Annotated in this window: 40 protein-coding genes; 32 read left to right on the forward strand and 8 right to left on the reverse strand. The window is 57.5% G+C overall.

Going from position 1 to position 26,069, the window contains the following annotated elements:
* From DFR38_RS18215 to rplQ, 29 genes are all read left to right on the forward strand, one after another.
* On the forward strand, positions 1–261 hold a 261-nt coding region (locus DFR38_RS18215; protein WP_483396328.1), incomplete at its 5' end, for an EF-Tu C-terminal domain-related protein.
* 14 nt (positions 262–275) lie between these two features.
* Positions 276–587, forward strand: a complete 312-nt coding sequence (gene rpsJ / locus DFR38_RS18220) for a 30S ribosomal protein S10 (protein ID WP_017507377.1) — start codon at positions 276–278, stop codon at positions 585–587.
* Positions 588–731: 144 nt separating this feature from the next.
* Positions 732–1,376, forward strand: coding sequence for a 50S ribosomal protein L3 (rplC, locus tag DFR38_RS18225; RefSeq protein WP_059287126.1), 645 nt, complete (start codon positions 732–734; stop codon positions 1,374–1,376).
* A complete protein-coding gene (gene rplD, locus DFR38_RS18230) occupies positions 1,376–1,996 on the forward strand; it encodes a 50S ribosomal protein L4 (protein ID WP_059287127.1) in 621 nt (206 codons plus the stop codon). The genes rplC and rplD overlap by 1 nt, the downstream gene beginning before the upstream one ends.
* Positions 1,987–2,301, forward strand: a complete 315-nt coding sequence (rplW, locus tag DFR38_RS18235; protein WP_197077176.1) for a 50S ribosomal protein L23 — start codon at positions 1,987–1,989, stop codon at positions 2,299–2,301. The genes rplD and rplW overlap by 10 nt, the downstream gene beginning before the upstream one ends.
* A gap of 11 nt (positions 2,302–2,312) precedes the next feature.
* Positions 2,313–3,146: a 50S ribosomal protein L2 gene (rplB, locus tag DFR38_RS18240; RefSeq protein WP_059287128.1), complete on the forward strand. Its 834-nt coding sequence runs from the start codon at positions 2,313–2,315 to the stop codon at positions 3,144–3,146.
* Between the two features lie 6 nt (positions 3,147–3,152).
* The gene (gene rpsS / locus DFR38_RS18245; RefSeq protein WP_008955640.1) at positions 3,153–3,431 is read left to right on the forward strand and encodes a 30S ribosomal protein S19; all 279 of its coding nucleotides are present in this window, start codon (positions 3,153–3,155) and stop codon (positions 3,429–3,431) included.
* A gap of 9 nt (positions 3,432–3,440) precedes the next feature.
* Positions 3,441–3,770: a 50S ribosomal protein L22 gene (rplV, locus tag DFR38_RS18250; protein WP_045846869.1), complete on the forward strand. Its 330-nt coding sequence runs from the start codon at positions 3,441–3,443 to the stop codon at positions 3,768–3,770.
* A gap of 10 nt (positions 3,771–3,780) precedes the next feature.
* Positions 3,781–4,482 (forward strand): 30S ribosomal protein S3, encoded by a 702-nt coding sequence (gene rpsC, locus DFR38_RS18255; RefSeq protein WP_045846870.1) that lies wholly within the window; start codon positions 3,781–3,783, stop codon positions 4,480–4,482.
* Positions 4,466–4,882, forward strand: coding sequence for a 50S ribosomal protein L16 (rplP, locus tag DFR38_RS18260; protein ID WP_045846871.1), 417 nt, complete (start codon positions 4,466–4,468; stop codon positions 4,880–4,882). The genes rpsC and rplP overlap by 17 nt, the downstream gene beginning before the upstream one ends.
* The gene (gene rpmC, locus DFR38_RS18265; RefSeq protein ID WP_021478360.1) at positions 4,882–5,070 is read left to right on the forward strand and encodes a 50S ribosomal protein L29; all 189 of its coding nucleotides are present in this window, start codon (positions 4,882–4,884) and stop codon (positions 5,068–5,070) included. The genes rplP and rpmC overlap by 1 nt, the downstream gene beginning before the upstream one ends.
* Position 5,071: 1 nt before the next feature.
* A complete protein-coding gene (gene rpsQ / locus DFR38_RS18270; protein ID WP_045846872.1) occupies positions 5,072–5,335 on the forward strand; it encodes a 30S ribosomal protein S17 in 264 nt (87 codons plus the stop codon).
* Between the two features lie 204 nt (positions 5,336–5,539).
* A complete protein-coding gene (gene rplN, locus DFR38_RS18275) occupies positions 5,540–5,908 on the forward strand; it encodes a 50S ribosomal protein L14 (protein ID WP_043579386.1) in 369 nt (122 codons plus the stop codon).
* 9 nt (positions 5,909–5,917) lie between these two features.
* The gene (gene rplX, locus DFR38_RS18280; RefSeq protein ID WP_059287129.1) at positions 5,918–6,232 is read left to right on the forward strand and encodes a 50S ribosomal protein L24; all 315 of its coding nucleotides are present in this window, start codon (positions 5,918–5,920) and stop codon (positions 6,230–6,232) included.
* Between the two features lie 12 nt (positions 6,233–6,244).
* The gene (rplE, locus tag DFR38_RS18285) at positions 6,245–6,784 is read left to right on the forward strand and encodes a 50S ribosomal protein L5 (RefSeq protein ID WP_045846874.1); all 540 of its coding nucleotides are present in this window, start codon (positions 6,245–6,247) and stop codon (positions 6,782–6,784) included.
* A 4-nt stretch (positions 6,785–6,788) separates the two neighbouring features.
* The gene (rpsN, locus tag DFR38_RS18290) at positions 6,789–7,094 is read left to right on the forward strand and encodes a 30S ribosomal protein S14 (RefSeq protein WP_045846875.1); all 306 of its coding nucleotides are present in this window, start codon (positions 6,789–6,791) and stop codon (positions 7,092–7,094) included.
* Positions 7,095–7,108: 14 nt separating this feature from the next.
* The gene (rpsH, locus tag DFR38_RS18295; RefSeq protein ID WP_059287130.1) at positions 7,109–7,504 is read left to right on the forward strand and encodes a 30S ribosomal protein S8; all 396 of its coding nucleotides are present in this window, start codon (positions 7,109–7,111) and stop codon (positions 7,502–7,504) included.
* A 9-nt stretch (positions 7,505–7,513) separates the two neighbouring features.
* Positions 7,514–8,047 (forward strand): 50S ribosomal protein L6, encoded by a 534-nt coding sequence (gene rplF, locus DFR38_RS18300; protein WP_059287131.1) that lies wholly within the window; start codon positions 7,514–7,516, stop codon positions 8,045–8,047.
* 13 nt (positions 8,048–8,060) lie between these two features.
* On the forward strand, positions 8,061–8,414 hold the full coding sequence (gene rplR, locus DFR38_RS18305; RefSeq protein WP_045846878.1) for a 50S ribosomal protein L18: 354 nt from the start codon (positions 8,061–8,063) through the stop codon (positions 8,412–8,414).
* Between the two features lie 13 nt (positions 8,415–8,427).
* Complete coding sequence (gene rpsE / locus DFR38_RS18310) at positions 8,428–8,946, forward strand: 30S ribosomal protein S5 (RefSeq protein WP_059284788.1); 519 nt, start codon at positions 8,428–8,430, stop codon at positions 8,944–8,946.
* Entirely contained in the window at positions 8,939–9,124 is a 186-nt protein-coding gene (gene rpmD, locus DFR38_RS18315) for a 50S ribosomal protein L30 (protein ID WP_059284787.1), read from the forward strand. Before rpsE ends, rpmD begins: the two co-directional genes overlap by 8 nt.
* A 3-nt stretch (positions 9,125–9,127) precedes the next feature.
* Complete coding sequence (gene rplO / locus DFR38_RS18320; RefSeq protein ID WP_059284786.1) at positions 9,128–9,559, forward strand: 50S ribosomal protein L15; 432 nt, start codon at positions 9,128–9,130, stop codon at positions 9,557–9,559.
* An 11-nt stretch (positions 9,560–9,570) separates the two neighbouring features.
* Positions 9,571–10,890, forward strand: a complete 1,320-nt coding sequence (gene secY / locus DFR38_RS18325; protein WP_059284785.1) for a preprotein translocase subunit SecY — start codon at positions 9,571–9,573, stop codon at positions 10,888–10,890.
* A gap of 275 nt (positions 10,891–11,165) precedes the next feature.
* Positions 11,166–11,279, forward strand: coding sequence for a 50S ribosomal protein L36 (rpmJ, locus tag DFR38_RS18335; RefSeq protein WP_011137711.1), 114 nt, complete (start codon positions 11,166–11,168; stop codon positions 11,277–11,279).
* A gap of 70 nt (positions 11,280–11,349) precedes the next feature.
* Complete coding sequence (rpsM, locus tag DFR38_RS18340) at positions 11,350–11,712, forward strand: 30S ribosomal protein S13 (protein ID WP_059284784.1); 363 nt, start codon at positions 11,350–11,352, stop codon at positions 11,710–11,712.
* Between the two features lie 16 nt (positions 11,713–11,728).
* Positions 11,729–12,124 (forward strand): 30S ribosomal protein S11, encoded by a 396-nt coding sequence (gene rpsK, locus DFR38_RS18345; RefSeq protein ID WP_008955659.1) that lies wholly within the window; start codon positions 11,729–11,731, stop codon positions 12,122–12,124.
* An 18-nt stretch (positions 12,125–12,142) separates the two neighbouring features.
* A complete protein-coding gene (gene rpsD / locus DFR38_RS18350) occupies positions 12,143–12,763 on the forward strand; it encodes a 30S ribosomal protein S4 (protein WP_059284783.1) in 621 nt (206 codons plus the stop codon).
* A 23-nt stretch (positions 12,764–12,786) separates the two neighbouring features.
* Positions 12,787–13,770, forward strand: a complete 984-nt coding sequence (locus DFR38_RS18355; RefSeq protein WP_059284782.1) for a DNA-directed RNA polymerase subunit alpha — start codon at positions 12,787–12,789, stop codon at positions 13,768–13,770.
* A 24-nt stretch (positions 13,771–13,794) separates the two neighbouring features.
* Positions 13,795–14,190 carry a 50S ribosomal protein L17 gene (gene rplQ, locus DFR38_RS18360; protein WP_059284781.1) on the forward strand — a complete coding sequence of 132 codons (396 nt, stop codon included), beginning with the start codon at positions 13,795–13,797 and terminating at the stop codon, positions 14,188–14,190.
* A 159-nt stretch (positions 14,191–14,349) separates the two neighbouring features.
* On the opposite strand, the gene DFR38_RS18365 is transcribed toward rplQ, so the two are convergent.
* On the reverse strand, positions 14,350–15,147 hold the full coding sequence (locus tag DFR38_RS18365) for an MOSC domain-containing protein (protein WP_059284780.1): 798 nt from the start codon (positions 15,145–15,147) through the stop codon (positions 14,350–14,352).
* A gap of 36 nt (positions 15,148–15,183) precedes the next feature.
* The gene (locus DFR38_RS18370; protein WP_239688518.1) at positions 15,184–16,602 is read right to left on the reverse strand and encodes an aminotransferase-like domain-containing protein; all 1,419 of its coding nucleotides are present in this window, start codon (positions 16,600–16,602) and stop codon (positions 15,184–15,186) included.
* 165 nt (positions 16,603–16,767) lie between these two features.
* Between DFR38_RS18370 and aptA the strand changes: the two genes are divergently transcribed.
* The 3 genes from aptA (at position 16,768) to DFR38_RS18385 (ending at position 21,520) form a co-directional block, all read left to right on the forward strand.
* Complete coding sequence (gene aptA / locus DFR38_RS18375; protein WP_059284778.1) at positions 16,768–18,084, forward strand: omega-aminotransferase AptA; 1,317 nt, start codon at positions 16,768–16,770, stop codon at positions 18,082–18,084.
* A 35-nt stretch (positions 18,085–18,119) separates the two neighbouring features.
* Positions 18,120–19,607: a CoA-acylating methylmalonate-semialdehyde dehydrogenase gene (locus tag DFR38_RS18380; protein WP_059284777.1), complete on the forward strand. Its 1,488-nt coding sequence runs from the start codon at positions 18,120–18,122 to the stop codon at positions 19,605–19,607.
* 290 nt (positions 19,608–19,897) lie between these two features.
* Positions 19,898–21,520, forward strand: a complete 1,623-nt coding sequence (locus DFR38_RS18385; RefSeq protein ID WP_239688517.1) for a methyl-accepting chemotaxis protein — start codon at positions 19,898–19,900, stop codon at positions 21,518–21,520.
* A 46-nt stretch (positions 21,521–21,566) separates the two neighbouring features.
* Here DFR38_RS18385 and lnt read toward each other — a convergent pair whose 3' ends face one another.
* From lnt to DFR38_RS18415, 6 genes are read right to left on the reverse strand one after another with little or no spacing between them, the layout of a single operon-like run.
* Positions 21,567–23,081, reverse strand: a complete 1,515-nt coding sequence (gene lnt / locus DFR38_RS18390) for an apolipoprotein N-acyltransferase (protein WP_059284775.1) — start codon at positions 23,079–23,081, stop codon at positions 21,567–21,569.
* A gap of 1 nt (position 23,082) precedes the next feature.
* On the reverse strand, positions 23,083–23,937 hold the full coding sequence (locus DFR38_RS18395; RefSeq protein WP_059284774.1) for a CorC family transporter: 855 nt from the start codon (positions 23,935–23,937) through the stop codon (positions 23,083–23,085).
* A gap of 4 nt (positions 23,938–23,941) precedes the next feature.
* Positions 23,942–24,448, reverse strand: a complete 507-nt coding sequence (gene ybeY, locus DFR38_RS18400) for an rRNA maturation RNase YbeY (RefSeq protein WP_059284773.1) — start codon at positions 24,446–24,448, stop codon at positions 23,942–23,944.
* Positions 24,426–25,385, reverse strand: coding sequence for a PhoH family protein (locus DFR38_RS18405; RefSeq protein ID WP_103526380.1), 960 nt, complete (start codon positions 25,383–25,385; stop codon positions 24,426–24,428). The genes ybeY and DFR38_RS18405 overlap by 23 nt, the downstream gene beginning before the upstream one ends.
* Positions 25,386–25,404: 19 nt before the next feature.
* Complete coding sequence (locus DFR38_RS18410) at positions 25,405–25,755, reverse strand: hypothetical protein (RefSeq protein ID WP_059284771.1); 351 nt, start codon at positions 25,753–25,755, stop codon at positions 25,405–25,407.
* Positions 25,752–26,057 carry a YciI family protein gene (locus DFR38_RS18415; protein WP_110313744.1) on the reverse strand — a complete coding sequence of 102 codons (306 nt, stop codon included), beginning with the start codon at positions 26,055–26,057 and terminating at the stop codon, positions 25,752–25,754. The genes DFR38_RS18410 and DFR38_RS18415 overlap by 4 nt, the downstream gene beginning before the upstream one ends.
* Positions 26,058–26,069 lie beyond the last annotated feature (12 nt).

Genomic DNA, 26,069 nt, shown 5'->3' on the forward strand with positions numbered 1-26,069 from the left:
GTATACGTGCTGAGCAAGGACGAAGGCGGCCGTCACACCCCGTTCTTCGCTAACTACCGTCCGCAGTTCTACTTCCGTACTACCGACGTGACTGGCGCAGTAAGCCTGTCTGAAGGCGTGGAAATGGTAATGCCGGGTGACAACGTGGAAATCACCGTAGAACTGATCGCTCCGATCGCTATGGAAGAAGGTCTGCGTTTCGCCATCCGTGAAGGCGGCCGTACTGTTGGCGCCGGCGTTGTTGCCAAAATCATCGCCTAATCGGAGCAGATAATATGCAAAGCCAGAAAATCCGCATCCGCCTGAAGGCCTTCGATTACAACCTGATCGATCGTTCCGCCCAGGAAATCGTTGAAACCGCCAAGCGTACCGGCGCAGTTGTGAAGGGCCCGGTTCCGCTGCCGACCAAAATCGAGCGTTTCAACGTGCTGCGTTCCCCGCACGTGAACAAGACTTCCCGCGACCAGCTGGAAATCCGTACTCACCTGCGTCTGATGGACATCGTAGATCCGACCGACAAGACTGTTGATGCTCTGATGAAGCTCGACCTGCCGGCCGGTGTGGATGTGGAAATCAAGCTGCAGTAATTGCTGGAAACCTGGTAATTGTGAGCTAAGTGCTTGCGATTGCTAAATTTCTTGTGATACATTAGCGGACTCGCAATTTTGCGAGTCCGCTTTTGTTTTTGTATGCCGGTCAATCGTAATCGGCGCCTGCAAAAGGAAATAAACATGAGTTTAGGTCTTGTCGGTCGCAAAGTCGGCATGACCCGCATTTTTGCTGAAGACGGTGCTTCCGTCCCGGTAACTGTGCTGGACATGTCTGCTAATCGCGTCACGCAAATCAAAACCGCTGAAGTTGATGGCTACTCCGCCGTTCAAGTAACCTTCGGCACCCGTAAGGCAAACCGCGTTAATAAGGCGGCTGCCGGTCACTTTGCCAAGGCTGGCGTTGAGGCAGGTCTGGGTCTGAACGAATTCGTTCTGTCCGCAGAAGCCCTCTCCTCCCTGAAGCCGGGTGATGCACTGTCCGTTGAAATCTTCACCGTAGGCCAGCTGGTTGATGTAACCGGTACCTCCAAGGGTAAGGGTTTCTCCGGTGTGATCAAGCGTCACAACTTCTCTTCCAACCGTGCTTCCCATGGTAACTCGCGTTCGCATAACACGCCGGGTTCCATCGGTCAGGCTCAGGATCCGGGTCGTATTTTCCCGGGTAAGCGCATGGCTGGTCAGTACGGCAACGTCAAGAGCACTGTTCAGTGCCTGGAAGTTGTTCGTGTTGATGCCGAGCGTCAGCTGCTTCTGGTTAAGGGTGCCGTTCCTGGCGCCAAGAACGGCGACGTAGTCGTTCGTCCTAGCGTGAAGGCAGGTGCGTGATGGAATTGAAAGTAATCAATAGCCAAGGTCAGGCTGCTGGCAGCCTGCAGGCATCCGAAACTCTGTTCGGTCGCGAATACAACGAAGCCCTGGTTCACCAGGTTGTGACTGCATTCCTGGCGAATGCACGCAGCGGTAACCGTGCCCAGCTGACTCGTGCCGAAGTACATCATTCCACCAAGAAGCCTTTCAAGCAGAAGGGCACTGGTAATGCGCGTGCTGGTATGACCTCCACGCCGAACCGTCGTGGTGGTGGTCGTGCTTTCCCGAACAGCCCGGACGAGAATTTCTCGCAGAAGGTTAACCGCAAGATGTTCCGCGCTGGTATGGCAGCCATTCTGTCCCAGCTGGTTCGCGACGAACGTCTGGTCGTGGTTGATTCGCTGTCGGTTGAATCGCCGAAAACCAAGGAATTCGTAGGTGTGGTTAAGTCCATGGGTCTGGAGCAGGCTCTGTTCATTACCCGTGAACTGGACGAAAACCTCTATCTGTCTTCGCGCAATCTGCCGAACGTGCTGGTGATCGAAGCACAACAAGCTGACCCGTACAGCCTGCTGCGTTTCAAGAAGATCGTCATCACTCGTGAGGCGGTGCAGCATCTGGAGGAGCAGTGGGCATGAATCAAGAACGTCTGTTGCAAGTAATTCTGGCCCCGGTTGTTTCCGAAAAGAGCACCATGGTTGCTGAGAAGCATCAGCAAGTTGTATTCCGTGTTGCTACCGATGCTACCAAGCCGGAGATCAAGGCTGCGGTTGAAATGCTGTTCAACGTAAAGGTTGAAGGCGTATCCACCGTTAACGTCAAGGGCAAAGTCAAGCGCTTTGGCCGTACCTTTGGCCGTCGTAAAGACTGGAAAAAGGCTTACGTTAGCCTGGTTCAGGGTCAGGAAATCGATCTGACCGCCACCCCGGCCGCTGCGGAGTAAGGAGATAGAGCATGCCTATCGTTAAAGTAAAACCGACTTCCGCGGGTCGTCGTGCAGTTGTCAAGGTGGTTCACCCTGATCTGCATAAAGGCGCTCCGCACGCCGCTCTGGTAGAGAAAAAATCTTCCACTGCTGGCCGTAACAACAATGGCCGTATCACTACCCGTCACATGGGTGGTGGTCACAAGAAACATTACCGTCTGATCGACTTCCGTCGCAACAAGGATGGCATCCCGGCAAAAGTGGAACGCATCGAATACGATCCGAACCGCACTGCCCACATTGCTCTCCTGTGCTACGCCGATGGCGAACGCCGCTACATCATCGCTCCGCGCGGTGTGAAGCCGGGTGCTGTTCTGCTGTCCGGTGCCGAGGCTCCGATCAAGGCTGGTAACACTCTGCCGATCCGTAACATCCCGGTGGGTACCACTATCCACTGCGTTGAGCTGCAACCTGGCAAGGGCGCCCAGATGGTTCGTTCCGCTGGTGGTTCCGCCATGCTGCTGGCTCGCGAAGGCGTTTACGCTCAGCTGCGTCTGCGTTCCGGCGAAATCCGCCTGGTGCATGTCGATTGCCGTGCGACTGTTGGCGAAGTGAGCAACGAAGAGCATTCCCTGCGCAAGCTGGGTAAGGCTGGTGCCAGTCGCTGGCGTGGTATTCGTCCGACCGTTCGCGGTACGGCGATGAACCCGGTTGATCACCCGCATGGTGGTGGTGAAGGCCGTACTGGTGAAGGCCGTGTGCCGGTTAGCCCATGGGGCACTCCGACCAAGGGCTTCCGTACCCGTCGCAACAAGCGTACCGACAATATGATCGTACGCCGTCGCTATTCTACTAAAGGGTAATTGACAATGGCACGTTCGCAGAAAAAAGGCCCGTTCGTTGATCTGCACCTTCTGAAGAAGGTCGACGCGGCGCGTGCAACCAGTGACAAACGTCCGATCAAAACCTGGTCGCGTCGTTCGACCGTCCTGCCGGACTTCATTGGTTTGACCATCGCGGTTCACAACGGTCGCACCCATGTGCCTGTTTATGTTTCCGAAAACATGGTCGGTCATAAACTGGGCGAATTCTCGCTGACTCGTACCTTCAAAGGCCACGCGGCCGATAAGAAGGCGAAGAAGAGATAAGGTGAAGCGATGAGAGTATCTGCAAATCTGAAAAGCGTCCGCCTGTCGGCACAAAAGTGCCGCCTGGTGGCCGATCTGATCCGCGGTCAATCCGTTGGTCAGGCTTTGAATATCCTGGCCTTCTCCCCGAAGAAGGGCGCGGTTATTGTGAAGAAAGTGCTGGAATCTGCCATCGCTAACGCCGAGCACAACGAAGGCGCTGACATCGACACCCTGCGTGTCACCAGCATCTTTGTTGACAAAGGCGCTAGTCTGAAGCGTTTCACTGCCCGTGCTAAGGGTCGTGGCAATCGCATCGAAAAGCAGACCTGCCACATCTCGTTGACCGTTGGCAATTAAGGGGTAAGAAATGGGTCAGAAGATTCATCCGACGGGATTCCGTCTTGCCGTTAACAAAAACTGGTCTTCCAAGTGGTTCGCCAATTCGAAGAATTTCCCGGAAATGCTGATGCAAGACCTGGAAGTTCGCGAATACCTGAAGAAGCGCCTGGGTCATGCGGCTGTTGGTCGTGTCACCATCGAGCGTCCGGCCAAGTCGGCACGCATTACCATTCACAGCGCCCGTCCGGGTGTGGTGATCGGTAAAAAAGGTGAGGACATCGAAGTTCTGAAGCGCGAACTGCAAGCTCGTCTGGGCGTGCCGGTTCACGTGAATATCGAAGAAGTTCGCAAGCCGGAACTGGACGCGCAAATCATCGCCGACGGTATCGCTTCGCAGCTGGAAAAGCGTGTGATGTTCCGTCGCGCCATGAAGCGTTCCATGCAGAACGCCATGCGCATGGGCGCCCAGGGCATCAAGATCATGTCCTCCGGCCGTCTGAACGGTATCGATATCGCTCGTAGCGAATGGTATCGCGAAGGCCGCGTGCCGCTGCATACCCTGCGTGCCGATGTTGACTACGCTACCTCTGAAGCCAAGACCACCTACGGTATCATCGGCATCAAGGTATGGGTTTACAAAGGTGAGCTGAAGCCGGGTCAAGTAGCGCCGGCTCCGGTTGCGACCGAGAAGAAAACGAGAAAGGGCCCACGCAATGCTGCAGCCAACTAGACTCAAGTACCGTAAACAGCATAAAGGCCGCAACACTGGTATCGCTACCCGTGGCAACAAGGTGAGCTTTGGTGATTTCGGTTTGAAGGCTGTTGGTCGTGGTCGTCTGACTGCACGTCAGATCGAAGCGGCCCGTCGTGCCATGACTCGTCACATCAAGCGTGGCGGTCGTATCTGGATCCGTATTTTCCCGGACAAGCCGATCACTTCCAAGCCTGCTGAAGTCCGTATGGGTGGGGGTAAGGGTTCTCCGGAATACTACGTGGCCGAAATCCAGCCTGGCAAGATGCTGTACGAAATGGACGGTGTTAACGAGGAACTCGCTCGTGAAGCTTTCCGTCTGGCCGCAGCCAAGTTGCCGATCGCCACTGTGTTTGTAACTAGACAGGTAGGTCAGTAATGAAAGCGTCCGAACTGAAAGCCAAAACTGTTGACGAGCTGAAAGTGGAACTGCTGAGCCTCCTGAAGGCCCAGTTTGCCCTGCGCATGCAGCACGCTACTCAGCAACTCGCCAAGACCTCTGAACTGAAGAAAGTACGTCGCGATATCGCTCGTGTACGTACCGTTCTGAAAGAAAAGGCAGTTTAAGATGAGCGAAACCAAAGTTGTACGTACGCTGACCGGCACTGTCGTCAGCGACAAGATGGATAAGACTGTAACCGTTCTGGTCGAGCGCAAGGTTAAGCACCCGATCTACGGCAAGATTATCCGTCGTTCCAAGAAGTTCCACGCACACGACGAGAACAACGAGTTCAAGGCCGGTGACATCGTAGTAATCAGCGAGTCCCGTCCCCTCTCGAAGACCAAGTCGTGGGTGGTAACTGCCCTGGTCGAGAAATCTCGCCAGGTATAAGACTTGCAAGGGACGAAAGTCCCTTGTATAATGGCCATCTTCTTATCCGTGTCGGATAGGAATTCCGCCCTTACGGGGTCCAAAACTGGCCGTTTGACACGCCACAGTCTTGCTGTGGCGTTTCGTCTGTTTGGTCTTGCTCTTATGCGAGAAACCGGCAGGTGAAAGTGACGGATAAAGTTGGATTAGAAAGGTAATCATCAAATGATCCAAATGCAGACCATGCTTGAGGTCGCTGACAATACTGGTGCGCGTCACGTTATGTGCATCAAGGTATTGGGCGGTTCCAAGCGTCGCTATGCAAGCGTTGGCGACATCATCAAGGTGAGCATCAAGGATGCTGCTCCGCGCGGTCGCGTCAAAAAAGGCGACGTGTACAACGCAGTAGTAGTACGCACCGCCAAGGGCGTGCGTCGTCCGGACGGCTCGTTGATCAAGTTTGATAGCAACGCTGCCGTTCTGCTCAACAACAAGCTTGAGCCGATTGGCACTCGTATCTTCGGACCCGTGACGCGTGAACTGCGTACCGAGCGTTTCATGAAGATCGTGTCGCTTGCTCCTGAAGTGCTGTAAGGAGGTCGCATGCGCAAAATTCGTAAAGGTGATGAAGTCGTAGTAATCACCGGTAAAGACAAGGGTAAACGCGGCACCGTACTGCGTGTTCTGGAAGAGAAGCTGGTTGTTGAAGGCGTGAACATCGCCAAGAAGCACCAGAAGCCGAATCCGGTACGTGGTGTTGCTGGTGGTATCGTCGAAAAGATCATGCCTGTTGACGCTTCCAATGTCGCTATTTTCAATCCGGCTAGCCAGAAGGCTGACCGCGTGGGCTTCAAGACTCTTGAAGACGGCCGCAAGGTACGCGTGTTCAAGTCCAACGGCGAAGTTATCGGCGCGTAAGGAAAAGCAAACATGGCACGTTTCTACGATTTCTACAAAGACAGCGTAGTGCCGGAACTGATGAAACAGTTCGGCTACAAGTCGATCATGGAAGTTCCGCGCATCGAGAAGATCACCGTCAACATGGGTGTTGGTGAAGCTGTTGCCGATAAAAAGGTAATGGAATTCGCCGTGGGCGATATGGAAAAGATCGCCGGCCAGAAGCCGGTTGTCACCACCGCTCGCAAATCCATCGCTGGCTTCAAGATTCGCGATGACTATCCGGTCGGCTGCAAGGTAACCCTGCGCCGTGAACGCATGTACGAATTCCTGGACCGTCTGGTGACCATCGCGTTGCCGCGTGTCCGTGACTTCCGTGGTGTTTCCGCCAAGTCTTTCGACGGCCGCGGCAACTACAACATGGGCGTCAAGGAACAGATCATCTTCCCGGAAATCGAGTACGACAAGATCGATGCTCTGCGTGGTATGAACATTACTGTTACCACTACGGCGAAGACTGACGAAGAGGCCCGCGCTCTGCTGGCTGCGTTCAAGTTCCCGTTCAAGGGTTAAGCACATGGCAAAACTTGCACTGATCAAGCGTGAAGAAAAGCGCGTTAAGGTGGCTGAAAAATTTGCCGCTAAGCGCGAAGCCCTCATCGCTACCATCAACAATCAAAGCCTCTCGGAAGAAGAACGCTTTGCCGCTCGCCTGCAACTGCAGCAGCTGCCGCGCAATGCTTCCCCGGTTCGCCAGCGTCGTCGCTGTGCCATCACCGGTCGTCCGCGTGGCGTGTTCCGTAAATTCGGTCTGGGTCGTAACAAACTCCGTGAAATCGCCATGAAGGGCGAAATTCCGGGTGTTGTTAAGGCCAGCTGGTAATAGGAGAACCATAAATGAGCATGCACGATCCTATTTCCGATATGTTGACCCGCATCCGTAACGGCCAAATGGCTTCCAAGGTGGCTGTTGCAATGCCGTCTTCCAAGCTGAAAATTGCGCTGGCACAGGTGCTGAAAGAAGAAGGCTACATTGAAGATTTCGCCGTTGCCGGCGAAGCCAAGAAGCCTGTTCTTGATATCCAGCTCAAGTACTACGCTGGCCGTCCGGTGATCGAGCGCATTGACCGCGTTTCGCGTCCTGGCCTGCGCGTATACAAGGGCTCCACCGAAATCCCGAAGGTGATGAATGGTCTGGGCGTAGCGATTCTGTCTACCTCCAAGGGCATCATGACCGATCGCAAAGCACGCGCTGCCGGTATCGGCGGTGAGCTGCTGTGCGTAGTGGCATAAGGGGGTCAAATGTCTCGCGTAGCTAAGAATCCCGTAGCCATTCCGGCTGGCGTCGAAGTGAAATTCGGTGCTGCAGAAGTGACCGTAAAGGGTGCCCTGGGCTCCCTGAGCGCCGCTCTGTGCAATGACGTTGAAATCAAGTTCGACAACAACGAACTGACTTTCGCGGCTAAAAACGACAGCAAGTTCGCACGTGCCATGTCCGGTACCCTGCGTGCTCTGCTGAACAATATGGTTATCGGTGTCTCCAAGGGCTTCGAAAAGAAGCTGCAGCTGGTAGGCGTGGGCTATCGTGCCCAGGCTCAAGGCGACATCCTGAACCTGTCTCTGGGTTTCTCTCACCCGGTAGCTCACCAGATGCCTGCTGGCATCAAGGCTGAGACTCCGACTCAGACCGAGATCCTGATCAAGGGTGCTGACAAGCAACTCGTTGGCCAGATCGCTGCCGAAATCCGCGCATACCGTTCCCCGGAACCCTACAAGGGCAAGGGCGTTCGTTACGCTGATGAGGTTGTGGTTCTGAAAGAAACCAAGAAGAAGTAACTGAGGCACTGACATGGACAAGAAACAAGCTCGACTCCGCCGTGCACGTAAAACCCGTGCTCGGATTGCGGAGCTCAAGATGGTGCGTCTCACTGTTTACCGCACCAACAGCCACATTTATGCCCAGATCATTGATGAAACTGGCAGCAAGGTACTGGCAAGCGCTTCCACTCTGGAAGCCGAAGTACGCGCTGATGTTTCCAATGGTGGCAATGTGGCCGCTGCAGCCGTAGTCGGTAAGCGCATCGCTGAAAAAGCCAAGGCAGCCGGTATTTCGACCGTGGCATTTGACCGTTCCGGTTTCAAATACCATGGCCGTATGAAGGCTGTGGCAGACGCAGCCCGTGAACACGGTCTCGTATTCTAATTCGGAGTGAAGAATGGCTAAGCACGAAATGGAAGATCGTGGCGACGGTCTGGTCGAGAAGATGATCAGCGTCAACCGCGTCACCAAAGTGGTTAAGGGCGGCCGTATCATGGCTTTCTCCGCCTTGACCGTCGTTGGTGATGGCGATGGCGGCATCGGTATGGGCAAAGGTCGTTCCAAGGAAGTTCCGGTTGCCGTACAAAAGGCAATGGAACAGGCCCGCCGCAATCTGGTAAAAATCCCGCTGCGCAACGGTACCCTGCACCACACCGTATCGGGTAAGCACGGTGCTACTACCGTCTTTATCCAGCCGGCTAAGGAAGGTACTGGCGTTAAGGCCGGTGGCCCGATGCGTGCAATTTTTGACGCAATGGGTATTCACAATGTTTCGGCCAAGATTCATGGTTCCACCAACCCGTACAACGTGGTTCGTGCAACTCTGGACGGCCTGAGCAAGATTAGCACCGCCTCTCAGGTTGCCGCCAAGCGCGGTCTGACCGTAGACGAGATCCTGGGGGTTAATCATGAGTAACGCCAACACTGTTAAGGTAACTCTGGTAAAGAGCCTGATCGGTCGTCTGGAATCCCACAAGGCTTGCGCCCGTGGCCTGGGTCTGAAAAAGATCCGCCAGACTGTGGAAGTGCTCGATACCCCTGAAAACCGTGGCATGATCAACAAGATCAGCTACTTGCTCAAATTCGAGGGCTAAGAGATGCTGCTGAACACCATTCAACCGGGTGACGGCGCCAAGCATGCGAAGCGTCGTGTAGGTCGCGGTATTGGTAGCGGCCTGGGTAAGACTGCCGGTCGTGGCCATAAGGGTCAGAAGAGCCGCGCAGGTGGTTTCCACAAGGTCGGTTTTGAAGGCGGTCAAATGCCGCTGCAACGTCGTCTGCCGAAACGTGGCTTCAAGTCGCTGACTGCTCGCTTCAATGCTGAAGTGCGTCTGTCCGAACTGAATCTGCTGCCGGTTGACGAAATCGATCTGTTGGCACTCAAGCAAGCTGGTCTGGTAGACGCACAGGCTCTGGTAGCCAAGGTCATCCTGTCCGGCAAGATCGAGCGTGCTATCAAGCTGCGTGGTATTGCAGCGACTGCCGGCGCTCGCGCTGCCATCGAAGCTGCCGGCGGCAGTATTGAATAAGGCGCACTTACGTGTCGAAACCTTCTCTAGTGGGAAATGCCAATAAATTTGGTGATTTGAAGCGCCGCATCATGTTTTTGATCGGAGCTTTGATTGTTTACCGCATCGGCGCGCATATTCCGGTGCCTGGTATCAATCCTGCCGAACTAGCGAAGTTGTTCCACACGTCGCAGACGGGCCTGCTCGACATGTTCAACATGTTCTCGGGCGGCGCCCTCTCGAGATTCACGGTATTTGCCCTGGGCATCATGCCGTACATCTCTGCTTCCATCATTCTTCAGCTGGCTTCCGAGGTATTGCCTAGCTTGAAGCAGCTGAAGAAGGAAGGCGATGCGGGACGTCGTAAGGTAACCCAGTACACACGCTATGCAACCGTATTGCTGGCCTCGTTTCAGAGTTTCAGTATCGCGGTAATGCTGTTTAAGCAGCCTAACCTGGTGGTGACTGCCCAGTGGGAGTTCTACCTGACAACCGTGGTAACCCTGGTTACCGGCACCATGTTCCTCATGTGGCTGGGTGAGCAGATTACCGAACGCGGTATCGGCAACGGTATCTCGCTGATCATCTGTGCAGGTATTGCATCAGGTGTTCCGGCTGCCATTGGCAAGACGCTCACGCTGACCAGTCAAGGCTCGCTGCCCATCCTGTTTACCATCGTGCTGTTTGTCGGTGTTGCATTGATGACCTACGTTGTCGTGTTCGCAGAACGCGGTCAGCGCAAGGTATTGGTCAACTATGCCAAGCGTCAGGTTGGTAATCGTGTCATGCAGGGCCAGAGCACGCATATGCCGCTCAAGCTCAACATGGCAGGGGTGATCCCGCCGATTTTTGCATCCAGCATCATCCTGTTTCCTGCCACCATTCTTGGCTGGCTGGGCAACAATGAAAGCCTGGGTTGGCTCAAGGGCGTGGCTGACAAGCTGCATCCCGGACAGCCCATCTATGTGCTGCTGTATGCAACGGCCATCATTTTCTTCTGTTACTTCTACACCGCTCTCGTTTTCAATCCGAAAGAGACGGCAGATAACCTGAAGAAGAGTGGTGCTTTCATCCCAGGTATCCGTCCAGGTGAGCAGACTTCGCGTTACATCGAGAAGATCATTCTGCGGCTGACACTTATCGGTGCGATCTACATTACGCTGGTTTGTCTGTTGCCGGAATTCCTCATCTTGAAGTGGAATGTACCGTTCTACTTCGGTGGTACATCACTGCTGATCATCGTGGTGGTCACCATGGATTTCATGGCTCAGGTCCAGTCCTACGTACTGTCGCATCAGTATGAGAGCTTGCTGAAGAAGGCTAACTTCAAAGGCAATGCCCTTACCCGCTGACACACGTGTTCTCGCTGGGTTATATGGCTAGGTAAGACACCATCCAGATGCAGGGTGAGATCAGGCAGTAGTACCTGGGTGCTGCTGCAGGATCAAACTTGAGAATGGACACGTAGTAATTGGGCGTAAACAGAAATGACACGGATGTTTTCATCTGTGTCCTGGCTGTTTACAAGGTTACGGTGGAACTCATTCCATCCGATTCGACCTCTGCCCGTATCGTGTTCCGTGCGAAATAACGCACTCGCTCTTTTAGAGTAACGAAAGGAACTGACATGCGAGTACAGCCTTCGGTAAAGAAGATTTGCCGTAACTGCAAAATCATCCGTCGCAATCGCGTAGTTCGCGTGATCTGCACGGACCCGCGTCACAAGCAAAAGCAAGGCTAACATTTGTTAGACCTGACTTTGCGTGTTACAATCGCAAACTTTTCAAGGTCTTAAGGCTTAAGGAAAGAGTATGGCCCGTATTGCAGGGGTAAATATCCCCAATCATGCGCATGCCGTTATCGGCCTGCAGGCAATTTTCGGCATCGGTCAGACTCGCGCCCAGCAGATTTGTGTTGCTGCCAGCGTGAATCCCTCCACCAAGGTGAAGGATCTGACGGAAGCTGAGATGGAAACTCTGCGTGAAGAAGTGGCGAAGTTCACCGTTGAAGGTGACCTGCGTCGCGAAATCACCATGAGCATCAAGCGTCTGATGGACATGGGCTGCTATCGCGGTCTGCGCCATCGTCGTGGCCTGCCGTGTCGCGGTCAGCGCACTCGCACTAACGCTCGTACCCGCAAGGGACCGCGTAAGGCGATCGCCGGCAAGAAGTAACTAAAGGAACACAGAAATGGCTAAAGCAAACACAGCTGTCCGTGTACGTAAAAAAGTGCGCAAGTCTGTTAGCGAAGGTATCGTGCACGTGCACGCTTCGTTCAACAACACCATCATCACTATCACCGACCGTCAAGGCAATGCACTGTCTTGGGCTACCTCTGGCGGCGCTGGTTTTAAGGGCTCGCGCAAAAGTACACCCTTTGCTGCTCAGGTAGCAGCAGAGCACGCTGGTAAAGTTGCCCAAGAATACGGTGTGAAGAACCTCGAAGTTCGTATCAAGGGCCCGGGTCCGGGTCGTGAATCCGCTGTTCGCGCACTCAACGCGCTGGGTTTCAAGATCACCAGCATCTCCGACGTGACGCCGGTACCGCACAACGGTTGCCGTCCGCCCAAAAAACGTCGTATTTAATTCGGAGAGTGTGAGAACATGGCACGTTATATCGGCCCGAAATGTAAGCTCGCTCGTCGTGAAGGCACCGACCTTTTCCTGAAGAGCGCGCGTCGTGCACTGGATTCCAAGTGCAAACTGGACACCCCTCCTGGCCAGCATGGCGCTCGCAAGAGCCGCCTGTCTGACTACGGTGTCCAGCTGCGTGAAAAGCAGAAAATCCGCCGTATCTATGGCGTACTCGAGCGCCAGTTCCGCAACTACTTTGCGGAAGCTGTGCGTCGTAAAGGCTCCACTGGTGAAAACCTGCTGAAGCTGCTCGAGGCGCGTCTGGACAACGTTGTATATCGCATGGGCTTTGGCTCCACTCGTGCAGAAGCACGTCAGCTGGTAAGCCACAAGGCTATCGTTGTGAACGGCCAGGTAGTTAACATTCCGTCGTTCCAGGTTAAAGCTGGTGACGTTGTGTCTGTCCGCGAAAAGGCCAAGAAACAGGCCCGTATCGTAGAAGGTCTGGCTCTGGCTGAGCAAGGTGGTTTCCCTACTTGGGTGTCGGTTGACTCCAAGAAAATGGAAGGCGTCTTCAAATCTGCTCCGGAACGTTCCGAACTGTCTAGCGATATCAACGAACAACTCGTTGTGGAATTCTACTCCAAGTAATCGCTAGCTCTTAGGGAATGACTATGCAAAACAGCGCTTCGGAATTTTTGAAACCTCGTCTGATTGACGTGCAGCCGGTCTCCGCGACCCATGCACGCGTATCGATGGAGCCGTTCGAGCGTGGGTATGCCCACACTCTGGGAAACTCGCTGCGCCGCATTCTGCTGTCGTCGATGCCGGGCTTTGCTCCTACCGAAGTGACTATCGCTGGCGTTTTGCATGAGTATTCCGCACTTGATGGCGTGCGTGAGGATGTCGTAGACATCCTCCTCAACCTCAAGGGCGTAGTGCTTAAGCTGCATGGTCGTGACAGTGTTGTGCTGACCCTGAAAAAGGAAGGCGAAGGCGCTGTCTTGGCTGGCGATATCGAGTTGCCGCATGACGTGGAAGTGATCAATCCGGAACACGTGATTGCTCATCTCTCCGTTGGTGGCAAAATCGACATGGAGATCAAGGTCGAAAAAGGCCGTGGCTATCAGCCTGTGTCTGTTCGGTCCATGCATGAAGAAAACCGTTCCATCGGTACCATTCAACTGGATGCTTCTTTCTCGCCGGTTCGCCGTGTGAGCTTTGCAGTGGAAAGCGCCCGTGTTGAGCAACGTACCGACCTCGACCGCCTGGTTCTCGATATCGAGACCAATGGCGTCATCGAACCGGAACAGGCCGTGCGTAATGCTGCACGTATTCTGATGGATCAGCTGTCGATCTTTGCTGACCTCCAAGGCACAGCGGTTGAAGAAGTCGTTGAAAAGGCGCCGCCGATCGATCCGATCTTGCTGCGTCCGGTAGACGATCTTGAACTGACGGTTCGTTCGGCCAACTGCCTGAAGGCAGAGAACATTTACTACATCGGCGATCTGATCCAGCGTACTGAAACCGAGCTTCTGAAGACTCCGAACCTCGGTCGCAAGTCGCTGAACGAGATCAAAGAAGTTCTCGCTTCGAAGGGCCTGACTCTCGGCATGAAGCTCGAGAATTGGCCTCCGGCTGGTCTGGAAAAGCCGTAAGTTTGAGACTAAAGGACATTAACAATGCGTCATCGTTACAGTAATCGTAAACTGAACCGCACGACCAGCCATCGTCTGGCGATGCTGCGCAACATGGCGAATTCGCTGCTGAAGCACGAAGTTATCGTGACCACGCTGCCGAAAGCCAAGGAACTGCGTCGTGTGGCCGAGCCGCTGATTACGCTCGGCAAAAAGCCGTCTCTCGCCAACCGTCGTCTGGCGTTTGACCGCACTCGTGACCGCGATATCGTGGTTAAACTCTTCGACGAACTCGGCCCGCGCTTCTCCGCCCGCAATGGTGGTTATGTGCGTATCCTGAAGTACGGTTTCCGCAAGGGCGACAATGCCCCGTTGGCTCTGGTTGAGCTGGTGGATCGTGCTGAAGATGCCGTCGCAGTCGTGGATGACTCCGCTGAGTAATCTTCAGTGAAGTTGTGAAAAAAGCCAGCGCAAGCTGGCTTTTTTCATTGTTGGTCGCCTTGTCCTGCCAGGGCTGCTTGTCTGGCGTGGGCAAGCAGGCGGAGAGCCTGCCGCTACCCCCGTTAGCTTGAGCAGAATGCGCCCGTGCTACGGTATCGCTTAGAAGGTGTAGCGGGACTCCACCACCTCCACTGCAGCACCCAGCTGCAGTATCCCTTCACTACGCGCGATCAGGTTGACCCCAAAGCAGATGCCCTCGGGCAACTGACGGGTACGAATCAAGGTGCGCATCGGCTCATTGTCTGCAGAAAATTCGCCGGTGAGTGGATTCACCGTGGTCAACTGGCAGCGGGTGCAGGGTTTTGCCACCTCAAACAGGATGTCGCCAATACGGAGCAGGCTCCAGTCGTCTTCTTCATAAGGCAAGGCATCGCTGATCACCAGATTCGGGCGGAAGTGACGCAGGCTGACGGGCTGTGCCAGTTCCTGATTCAAGGCATCCAGCGAAGCCTGATTGACCAGCAGATAAGGATAGCCGTCGGCAAACGACATCGGCGTGCTGGCCTCTTGCAAGACACGACGCGATTGCATGCCCAGCCACAGCAACTTGCATGGCACGCCCATGTACTGGCTCAAGCACTCATCCACCTTGGGGTCACCGTGCAGCGCGCTGAATTCATCCTTCCATACTGCCGTGACCACTGGCTGGGTATAGACCTGGGTCATGGCCATCACCGGGGTCATGCCGGGTGCTTTGAGCAGCATGCCGCCGGGAATCAGATCCATCTCGATCAATACCATGCGCGGAAATTCGCGCGCAGTCAGAAAACGGCCCTCCGGGGTGACCAGCAGCCATTCGCGGTCGTGCAGCAGACCTTGCTGGCTGGCATAGGCACGGCTGTAGCTGATACCGCGGGCCGATTTCATCGGATGCACAAACATCTGGCTCAGTTGCATGGAAACTCCGCTAAAAATGGTGGATTGCCGCCCATGCTAGCATTGCCGGCCGGTGCTGGCACGGGGTGGATCCTGCAGGAAATGCCACAAGCGTTCATCCTGGCTATAGGCAACATTAAAGCGCAGCCAATTGCTGGCTTCGCCATAGGGGCGGAACAGGTGGCCTGGCGCCAGCAGGATGTCCTGTTTCAAGGCCTGCTCGGCCAGCTGCATGCTGTCGATGGCTTGTGGCGGCCTGGCGCACAGGAACAGCCCGTTGGCAGGACGGGTAAACAGCTCCCATCCCAGTGCCTGCAAACGCTCGGCGGCAAGAAACTGCGCCTCGGCCAGCCGTGACTTCAGTTTTTCCACCTGACGGCGGTAGCGCCCTTCATTGAGCATTTCCAGCACCACGCGTTCATTCAGCTCCGGCGTGGTCAAACCGGACATCATTTTGTAGCGCAGCAGTTTTTCCACACAGTCGGCCGGGCAGGCGATAAAACCCACGCGCAAGCCTGGCGACAGGGTCTTGGAAAAACTGTCGATATAGATGACGCGGCGCAGGCCATCCAGCGCTGCCAGCGTGGGTTGGCGGCCATGGGTGAAGTCGCCCGAGACATTGTCCTCCACCAGCAGCAAATCGTATTGCTCGGCCAGTTTGAGCACCTGATGCGCGGTTTGTACGGAATAGCTGGCACCGGTGGGATTCTGCAACCAGGGATTGGTGAAAAAAGCGCGCGGCCGGTGTGTTTCGAGCAAGGCCTGCAAGGCGGTGATATCCGGTCCTTGCTCGGTCCAGGGCACGCCCACCAGATTGAAACCGCGAAAAGCCAGGCAGGACAGGAGATTGCAGTAGCCCGGATCATCGACCAGGATGGTATCGCCCGGGCGCAGCAGCGCACAGGCCACCATATCCAGCGCCTTGCTGGCACCCTGTGTCAGCAGGATGTCATCACCCTGTACCGGTACACCTTTTTCTGCCAGCTGTTGTGCCAGTTGCCGGCGTAATACCGGATAGCCCTTGGGATCGCCGTAGCGCAGATTCATGTCACCATGCCGCGCCAGCGCCCGCAGGGCTTTCTGCTGGGCTTCGATGTCATACCAGGCGGGTGGCAGCCAGCCGCAACCGGCTTGCAAGGCCTGTTCCGAGTGCTCGTAGACATTGCGCAACAGCCAGTGCTCATCGATGGGCAGATCTTCCAGTCGCGCCGCCTGACGCAGGCTGCTGGCTCGCTGGCGTACTTCCACATAAAAGCCCGAGCCGGGCCGCGAGCGCAGATAGCCTTGTGACAGCAAGCGGTCATAGGCTTCGACCACGGTAAAGGGGCTGACGCCATTTTCGGTGGCGAAGCGCCGTATCGAGGGTATGCGTGTACCGGGACGCCAGTGGCCGGCGTCGATGGCCTGGCTGATGGCGCTGACAATGGCGTCGACCAGGGTCTGGCCGGCTTGGGGGGTGATGCTCAGGCTGGTCATGGGTTTTTCCATTGCAGGCAAGGGGGCTGCTGCTTGAACTGTACTGGTGATTTGACCTGTACGGTCCCGGCAAATATCTGCATAACTGTACCTGTGATTGTATTGGTGTGATGACTAAATTGTCAGACATCAGGCAGAGACGACTGCCGTCAGGAGGAAGAACACATGACCGAACTCAATATGGACGCATTCTGGATGCCGTTTACGGCCAACCGCCACTTCAAGAGCGCACCGCGCATGCTGGTGAGTGCGGATGGCATGTACTACAAGGACGATGCCGGCCGCGAGATCATGGACGGCTGTGCCGGCCTGTGGTGCGTGAATGCCGGTCACAATCGCAAGCCGATTGTGGAAGCCATCCAGAAGCAGATTGCCACCCTGGACTATGCGCCGCCCTTCCAGATCGGCCATCCCAAGGCTTTCGAGGCCGCGGAAAAGCTGGCGGCCATGGCCCCCAAGGGTTTGTCCAAGGTGTTCTATGTCAACTCCGGTTCTGAAGCAGCCGATACCGCGTTGAAGATGGCAGTGGCCTATCACCGCGTGCGCGGTGATGCAGCCCGCGTCAAGCTGATCGGCCGCGAGCGTGGTTATCACGGTGTCAACTTCGGTGGTATTTCGGTGGGCGGTATTGCCGGCAACCGCAAGCTGTTCCCGGTGGCGCTGCCGGCGGTCGATCACCTGCGCAGCACCCACGACCTGTCGCGCAATGCCTTTAGCCGTGGTGAGCCGGAATTCGGTGCCGAATTCGCCGACGAGCTGGAGGCGCGGATTACCACCCTGCATGACCCGTCCACCATCGCTGCCGTGATGGTCGAGCCGATGGCCGGTTCCACCGGTGTGCTGATTCCGCCCAAGGGCTATCTCAAGCGCCTGCGCCAGATCTGCGACAAATACGGCATCTTGCTGATTTTTGATGAAGTGATCACCGGTTTCGGTCGTCTGGGTGCGGATTGGGCTGCCAACAAATTCGATGTGCTGCCCGACATCATCACCTGCGCCAAGGGCCTGTCCAATGGCGTGGTGCCGATGGGCGCGCTGCTGGTCAAGCCGGAAATTCACGATGCCTTCATGGCAGCGGCGGCTGATCGTGCCATCGAGTTTCCGCACGGCTACACCTATTCGGCACACCCGCTGGCCTGCGCCGCCTCCATTGCCACGCTGGACCTGTACCAGGAAGAGGGCCTGTTCCAGCGCGCCGCCGCCTTGTCCGGCCTGTTCGAAAGCAAGGCGCACCAGCTCCAGGGGGTGAAAAACGTCAAGGACATCCGCAACCTGGGCCTGGTGGCCGGTATCGAGCTGGACAGCCGTCCGGGTGCGCCGGGTGCGCGTGGCTTCGATGTCTTCCTCAAGTGCTGGGAAGCCGGGGTACTGGTGCGCTTTACCGGTGACATCATCGCGGTATCGCCGCCGCTGATCATCAGCGAAGCCGAGATCGACCGCTTGTTTGCCGTGATCGGCGAAGCCATCCAGGCCACGGCCTGAACCTATACCTCCAGCAAGAACGGACAGGATTCAAGATGAAAACCATTGCACATTTTATTGGCGGTGAGCTGTACCAGGGCCAAAGCGGCCGCGTGGCCGATGTTTACAATCCGGCGCTGGGCGAAGTGGTGGCGCAGGTTGGTCTGGCCAGTGTGGATGAAGTGAACGCCGCCGTTGCCAATGCCCGCCGCGCCTTCCCGGCCTGGGCGGAAACCTCGCCGCTGAAGCGGGCGCGGGTGATGTTCAAGTTCAAGGAGCTGCTGGAAGCCAATCAGCGCCAGCTGGCGGAAATCATCTCCGCCGAACACGGCAAGGTGGTGTCGGATGCGCTGGGTGAAGTCACCCGTGGTCTGGAAGTGGTGGAGTTTGCCTGCGGTATTCCGCAGCTGCTCAAGGGAGAGTTCACCGAGCAGGTGGGCAGCGGCATCGACAGCCACTCCATGCGCCAGCCGCTGGGGGTGGTGGCCGGTATCACACCGTTCAACTTCCCGGCCATGGTGCCGCTATGGATGCTGCCGGTGGCCATTGCCTGCGGTAACTGCTTTGTGCTCAAGCCCTCCGAGCGTGACCCCTCTGCCGCGCTGTTCCTGGCCGATCTGTTGCAGCAGGCAGGCTTGCCGGACGGGGTGTTCAATGTGGTGCACGGTGACAAGCTGGCGGTGGACACGCTGTTGACCCACCCGGATGTGGCGGCCATCAGCTTTGTCGGCTCCACGCCGATTGCCCAGTACATCTATGAAACCGGTGCCCGCCACGGCAAGCGCGTGCAGGCACTGGGCGGCGCAAAGAACCATATGGTGGTGATGCCGGATGCCGATCTGGATGGCACGGTAGAAGCGCTGATGGGGGCGGGTTACGGTTCGGCCGGTGAGCGTTGCATGGCGATTTCGGTTGCGGTGGCCGTCGGCGATGTCGCGGACAAGCTGGTGGAGCGGCTGAAGGCGCGTGCCGCCACGCTGAAAATCGGCGTGGGTGCCGATGCCGCTGCCGAGATGGGGCCGCTGGTGACCCGTCAGCATCGCGACAAGGTCAAAGGCTATGTCGACCAGGGTGTGGCCGAAGGCGCAACATTGTTGCTGGACGGGCGTGATTATCAGCACCCAGGCCATGAGAACGGTTTCTTCCTCGGCCCCTGCCTGTTTGATCACGTCACCCCGGAAATGACCATCTACAAGGAAGAAATTTTCGGGCCGGTATTGTCGGTGGTCCGGGTGCCGGATTTCGATAGCGCGGTCAATCTGATCAACGCGCATCCCTATGCCAATGGCACGGCCATCTTCACCCGCTCCGGCGGGGCGGCGCGCGAATTCTCCCACCGCATCCAGGTGGGCATGGTCGGTGTGAATGTGCCGATTCCGGTGCCCATGGCCTTCCACAGCTTTGGTGGTTGGAAAGCCTCGCTGTTTGGTGACCATCACATGCATGGTCCGGAAGGGGTGCGTTTCTACACCCGCATGAAGACCATCACCAGCCGCTGGCCGGAAAAACTGACCGCCGAATTCGTGATGCCCACCATGAAATAAGGACGACCCAGAGGCGGCGCCTGCGGGCGACCCATCTCTTTTGACCCGGCTAAAGGCCGGGTTTTTTTATGTCTGGTCTCGGCGCTGGGCGTCAGAAAAAGCCGGATTTGATGAAATTGCGAATGTATTCTGCAAGATAATCCGCTAATTTGAAATAAATCCATGGGTAAACCCCTGTGGCTTGTTGTCGGCATCACGGTAGAATGACGACGTACTGATATTTAGAGCAGTTGCTTGCTAGAAACACTGCCAACGGGACTAGAGAGAAAACCATGGAAACAAATAGCGGAATGAGCTTGCGCGCTCGACTGATCGCCTGGCTATTGCTGGTGGCCTTGCTGATCTGTGCCTTGAGCGGACTGGCCCTGTTCAACCAGCGCAATGCCATGCTGCATGACCGCCAGGACAAGACGCGCAATCTGACGGAAAGCGCGCTGGGCATCATCAGCAGCTACGAGGCACTGGAAGCCAGCGGCAAGCTGAGCGAGGCCCAGGCCAAGCAGATGGCCGCCGCCGCCCTGATGGCCAGCCATTACGACAAGAAAGAGTATTTTTTCGGCTACGACCAGAACTGGAATTACGTCATCCATGGGGCCAAGGCCGCCATGCTGGGTAAAAACGTACAGGGGATGAAAACCCCGACTGGTGTCGATCTGGGGCAGCTGTTCCAGGAGACGGTCAGTAAGGGAAATGGGCAGGGTTTCGCCGAATATGTGTGGGACAAGCCGGGCTTTGATCAGCCGCAGCCGAAAATTTCCTATTTGATGACCAGTGCCCGCTGGCACTGGGTGATTGGCACCGGTATTTACCTGGATGATGTCCACGCCGCTTTCATGCAGCAGCTGTGGCTCACCCTGCTGGAAGTGGCGGCCATCCTGCTGCTGCTGCTGATTGCCGGGGTGTTCCTGATGCGCAGCATCCTGGGGCAGTTGGGGGCCGACCCTGGCGATACCATGCGCGTGGTGCGCCGTATCGCCGATGGCCACCTGGATACCGTGGTCCCCCTGCAAGCCGGTGACAAGAGCAGCGTGATGGCTGCGGTGGCCGACATGCAGCAGCACCTGAAGCAGCTGGTGCGCGAGATTGCCGACGAGGCCGGCCGCCTGTCGCAGATGAGTTCGGATGTGGCGCGCCGCTCCGATGCCGTGGTCAGTGGCTCTGACCGGCAAAGTGAAGCAGCGGCTGCCATGGCGGCATCGATCGAACAGTTGACGGTCAGCATCAATCATATTGCCAGCCATGCGCAGGACGCGCGCAATCTGTCACAGGAATCAGGCCGCCTGTCGCAGGAGGGGGGCGAAGTGATTTCCAGTGCGGTGAGCGAAATGCACCGCATCAATGAGTCGGTGGATCAGGCAGCGGTCACCATTGCCGATCTGGCCAGCAAGACCCAGACCATTTCCAGCATCATGCAGGTGATCAAGGATATTGCCGATCAGACCAATCTGCTGGCGCTCAACGCGGCCATCGAAGCGGCTCGCGCCGGCGAGATGGGTCGAGGCTTTGCCGTGGTGGCGGATGAAGTACGCAAGCTGTCGGAACGTACTGGCCAGGCAACGCAGGAAATCGCCGGCATGATCCAGGAAATCCAGACCAGCTCCGATCAGTCACGGGCCTGTATGGAGGAAGCGGTAGGCCGGGTGAAAACCGGTCTGCAACTGGCGGTGCAGGGCGGCGAGGCCATCTCGCACATTCGCGACAGCGCCACCGGGGTGGTGAATGTGGTGAACGAGATTTCGCATGCGCTGAAAGAGCAGGGCAGTGCCAGCAATGAAATTGCCCAGCAGGTGGAATTGATTGCGCGCAGTGCCAGCAGCAATGCCGCAGAATCGGCCGGCACCTCGCAGGAAGTGCAGGCCATGCATAGCCTGGCCAGTGATCTGCGCCAGCTGGTGTCGCGCTTCCACGTCTGACCCGCTGCTGAGCCAAGGAAAAAGCCCTCGTGTGAGGGCTTTTTTGTTATGCCGCTGCTTCAGGCGGGCGGCTGCTTTGCCGCCGCTGCCAGGCACCCAGGCCGATGGCCAGCAGTACAAGGACGATACAGCCGGCAATCACCGGCAGGTTGCCGCACTGCATATAGGGGGTGAGGCCCTGATAGTCCTGCACCATGCCTTCCAGCACCTGCTGGGTGAATGGTGCGGCCACGCTGGCGATCTCGCCATCGGGGCGGATGATGGCGGTCATGCCGGTATTGGTGGCGCGCAGCATGAAGCGGCCGGTTTCCAGTGCCCGTGCCTGTGACAGCTGCAGATGCTGGCTCATCGCCACGCTTTTGCCAAACCAGGCCAGATTGCTGACATTGGCCAGCACGCCGGCCTGGGCCGCCGGGCCGATCAGCTCTTCGCCAAAGCTGTCTTCATAGCAGATATTGAAGGCGATCCTGTGGCCAGCCAGCAGCAGTGGAGCCTGGTTGGCGCCACCACGGCTGAAGCCGGACAGCGGCATGTTCATATACTGGTAAATCCAGCCTATCAGTGCCGGCAGCGGAATGAATTCGCCAAACGGTACCAGGTGATCCTTGGCGTAATAAGGCTGGGCCGCATCGGTAAGCGTGACCACCGCGTTCAGGTAGCCGCGGCCATCGTTGGTGCGGCGTGGAATGCCGGTGGCCAGCGCCATGTTCTTGCGCTGGGCATCGCCGGCAATCATGGTGAGGTAGCCGGAGGGCAGGTCGTCCAGGAACACCGGCAGCGCGGTTTCCGGCAGGATCATCACCTCGGCCCGGGTACTGGCCACCTGCTGGTAATAAATCTTCAGGGTTTCCTCGAAGGTGGCCGGATCCCATTTGATGGCCTGGGGAATGTCGCCCTGGGCCAGCGCCACCCGGTAGGGCTTGCCGGTCGGGGTGGTCCAGCTGAGGGATTGCAGCCAGAAGCCCGCGCTCCACAGCAGGATGATGCCGACCACCGCCGACAAGCGTTGCAGGCGGCTGCCACTGGCAACCAGGACCAGCGCACCGGCGGTGAGCGCCACCAGCCAGCTGGCCAGATGCACACCACCGATGGGAATGAAGCCGGATAGCGGGCTTTCCGTTACCTGCGAGTAGCCGATGGCACCCCAGGGAAAGCCGGTCATCACCCAGCTGCGCAGCCATTCGCCCAGTTCACACAGCGCTGGAAAAGCCAGCAGCCAGCGCACCCAGGGCCGCTGGTCGATGCGTGTTGTCAGCCAGCAGGCCAGGCCAGGCCAGATGGCCAGATAGGCCGGCAGCAGCAACAGCAGCGGTGCGGCCAGCAGCGCCGGCAGGCCGGCGACATCGTGCAGGCTGTGGTAGATCCAGTTGAAATTGCTGGTGTAGGCGGCCACCCCCCAGACATAGCCCGTGCGGAAGGCTAGCTGGGGGTTGCGCTGTACCAGTTGTGCCAGCGCCGCCAGCGACAGTGGCAGCAGACCATAGAAGCGGTAGGGCGCGAAGCCGTACAGGGTCAGGGCGCCGGCGATGGCGGCGGCGATCAGCACAAGCAGGGTGCGCATGTCAGTCGTGGCTGCTTTCGGTGGTATTGCGCGGCAGGCGTTCCACCAGCAGGGTCTGCAGGCGGCGGCTGTCGGCACGCAATACGGTGAAGCGCAGCGAGCCGGATTCCACGGTTTCGCCACGCTTGGGCAGATGGCCGATCAGCGAGATCACCAGGCCGCCCACGGTATCGACGTCATCGTCGGCGTAGTCGGTGGCGAAGTATTCGTTGAAGTCGGCCACTTCGGTGAGGGCGTTGACGCGGTAGCGCTGGTCGCGTACCGGTACGATATTGTTGTCGTCTTCTTCGAAGTCGTATTCGTCTTCGATGTCGCCGACGATCTGTTCGATCACATCCTCGATGGTCACCAGACCGGACACACCGCCATATTCGTCCACCACGATGGCCATGTGGTTACGGTTGGAGCGGAATTCGCGCAGCAGCACGTCCAGCGGCTTGGATTCCGGCACAAACACGCCGGCGCGCAGCGTGGCACGCAGATCGAAGGTTTTGGGCGCATGGAAGTAATGCAGCAGATCCTTGGCCAACAGAATGCCCAGCACGTCGTCCTTGTTGTCGCCGATCACCGGAAAGCGCGAGTGGCCGGTGCGCAGCACATCCGGCAGCAGGCGCTCGATGGGGTCGTCGATGCGGATGACGTCCATCTGGCTGCGCGGAATCATCACATCGCGGGCGGTCAGGTCGCTGACTTCCAGCACGCCTTCGATCATGGCCAGCGCTTCGGCGTCCAGCAGATTGCGTTCAAAGGCGGAGTGCAACAGGGTAATCAGCTCCTCGCGGTCTTCCGGTTCGCGCAGGAGCATGGCGGACAAGCGTTCCAACAGGCTGGGCTTGTGTTTACTGGGGTCTTCCATGGGGTTAGCGTTTTTCCTCAAGATAGGGGTCGGGATATCCTAACTTCGCAAGAATGACAGTTTCAAGCGTTTCCATGATTTCCGCTTCTTCGTCATCCTCATGATCAAAGCCTTGCAGGTGCAGCATGCCGTGTACCAGCAGGTGGGCATAATGGGCCATCAGGTCAATGCCTTGCTCGGTGGCTTCTTTTTCCACCACCTCGGTACACAGCACCAGATCGCCAAACAGCGGCAGATCGGCAATGTTCTCGCCTTCATTCAGCGCAAACGACAGCACATTGGTGGCGTAGTCCTTGCCGCGGTAGGTGTGGTTGAGGCTGCGGCCTTCTTCACTGCCCACCAGCAGGATGCTGACCTGGGCCTGTTTCACATCGGCCTGCAGGGCGGCCTGGCAGCAACGGCGGATCAGTTTGGCATCGGGCAGTAGCTGTGCCTGGCTGCGGTCTTCCAGCGTCAGTTGCAGACGGGCGGCTAGGCGCGGCAGCGGGTTATTTCGCTTGGCTTGTTTCATCGTTTTTCAATTGATAGTGGTCGTAGGCATCGACGATTTTCTGCACCAGCGGATGGCGCACCACGTCTTCGCTCTGGAAATGGTGGAAATGAATGCCGCGCACCTGGCCCAGGATTTTTTCCACTTCCACCAGCCCGCTTTTCTGGTGGCGCTGCAGGTCGATCTGCGTCACATCACCGGTAATCACCGCGCGCGAGCCAAAGCCGATGCGGGTGAGGAACATCTTCATCTGTTCCGGCGTGGTGTTTTGCGCCTCGTCCAGAATGATGAAGGCGTTGTTGAGCGTGCGGCCGCGCATATAGGCCAGCGGCGCGATTTCGATCAGGTTCTTTTCGAACAGGCGGGTGACACGGTCGAAACCCATCAGGTCGTACAGGGCGTCATACAGCGGGCGCAGGTAGGGGTCGACTTTTTGCGCCAGATCACCGGGCAGGAAGCCCAGCTTTTCGCCGGCTTCCACCGCCGGCCGTACCAGCACGATGCGCTTGATGGCATCGCGCTCCATGGCATCCACCGCGCAGGCCACCGCCAGATAGGTCTTGCCGGTGCCGGCCGGGCCGATGCCAAAGGTGATGTCATGCTGGCTGATGGCCTTGATATAGCCGCTCTGGCGCGGGGTGCGCCCGCGCAGGTCGCCGCGACGGGTCAGCAGCACCGGCACATCGCCGTCCTGCTGCTCGTGCTGGCGTACTTCCACCAGTTCCAGCTGCACGTCGTCGATGGAGATATCGCGCTTTTCCGCCAGCAGATACAGCCGGGTCAGGCTGTATACCGCCAGATCGGCGTGTTCGCCGCTGCACTTGAAGTGCTCGCCACGGCGCTGGATCTGCACATCCAGACCGGTTTCGATCTGCTTGAGGTTTTCATCCAGCGGGCCGCACAGGCGGGCCAGCCGTTCGTTGTCGACCGGATTGAAACTGAGAGGAGTGGTATTCATCGTGTAGGCGAAAGGTGGTTCAGAGGCTGAACAGCAAGGCAAACCAGAAACTGGCTTCCAGAACAAGCAGCACGCTGGCCAGCAAGGTCAGCAGCATGAACAGGCCATTGCGCAGGCCATCCAGGGTGAGCTTGTCCAGCAAATACAGCAGCAGGGCATACAGCGCCAGCGTGCCGCCTATGGCCGCCGGGCCAATCAGCAGCAACAGGGAACGGCTACCCCAGCCGCCATTCACGCCGGGCTGACCCAGCAACAGGCTGGGCAAGAGTAACAGCGGCAGGATGATGAGGCAGGCCAGGGCCGCCCGGCGGGCGTGGCGGCTGAGCGGACGGGGAGCCGGCAGCAGCTGGCTGGCGGTGGGCTGGTTCAAGGTGCAGGCTCCCCGGCAGGGGCAAGCAGCGCTTCCAGCCCGGGGGCGGTCATGCTGGGGTGGAATTCGGTGATGTCATAGCGTGCCAGCCCGGCCAGGGCAAACGGGTCCTGTGCCAGCCTTTGCTGCAGGGCATGGCGGTCGCCTCTGGCCAGGATGATGCCGCCAGTGCGCGGTTCCTTGCGGCCGGAGGCGAGAAACAGCCCGTCGGCGTAGCACTGTTTCAACCACAGCACATGCTGTGCCAGCCGGGCGTCGATCTCTTCCAGCGGGGCGATATAACTGAGTGCAACGATAAACATGACGGGCCTTTG

The organism is Aquitalea magnusonii (assembly GCF_003202035.1).
Lineage (GTDB): Bacteria > Pseudomonadota > Gammaproteobacteria > Burkholderiales > Chromobacteriaceae > Aquitalea > Aquitalea magnusonii.